Source organism: Aeromonas sp. QDB14 (assembly GCF_027707845.1).
GTDB lineage: Bacteria > Pseudomonadota > Gammaproteobacteria > Enterobacterales > Aeromonadaceae > Aeromonas > Aeromonas caviae.
This window is the reverse complement of the sequence record NZ_JAPCJD010000211.1, coordinates 1-666: the sequence shown is the minus strand read 5'-3', so window position 1 is coordinate 666 and position 666 is coordinate 1. Positions and strand designations below refer to the sequence as shown.

The following is a 666-nucleotide window of genomic DNA, read 5'->3' as shown; positions in this document are numbered from 1 at the left end:
GTTCGCCAGCCAGTGAATTGAGTGGTATCAACGGGTTGGGGAACGGCCATCCAGCGACGGATTTGATCAACAACGCCATATTCTACCTGTCAGGTGAGGACCATCTCCATACAGTCTGAGCCTCCAAAGCAGAGCCCCCTTGCCACTGGCAAGGGGGCTCTGTCGCTTTCATCGGAGTGCCCGATGCGGTTATGGCGATACCGAAGGGGGGAGGATCATGGGACCGGCCACCTTACGGGCGGCCTCGTCACCTCGCAGTACCCGTACTATCTCGAGAGCGAACTCGATAGCGGTACCCGGGCCCTGGCTGGTGATCAGGCGATGGGCTTCATCGGTCACTACCCGCGCCGTGCTCAATTGTGTCGCGGGCAGACGGGCCTGAAAGCCCGGATGGCAGGTGGTGCTCGCATCCCCCAGCAAGCCGTGATGGTGCAGTACCACGGCGGGTGCGGCGCAGATGGCGGCGCGCCAGCGGCCGAGGCCTGCCTGCTCCCGTAGAAGGTCGATGGCGAGGGGGGTGTCGCGGATCACTTCGCTGCCGGGCAGACCGCCCGGCACGACCATGGCATCGAAGTCACGGGTGGTCAGCTTGCGTATTCCGGCGAAGTTGAACAGCCATTCCGGCCAACGTGAACACCCTGATCCTTAACGCGCTCACGTCACCCC

At 63.2% G+C, this 666-nt stretch carries 1 pseudogene; it reads right to left on the bottom strand.

What is annotated here, in order from left to right:
* Positions 1 to 189: 189 nt before the first annotated feature.
* Positions 190 to 591, bottom strand: a pseudogene (locus PG887_RS22550) (DJ-1/PfpI family protein); the annotation flags it as partial.
* Positions 592 to 666 lie beyond the last annotated feature (75 nt).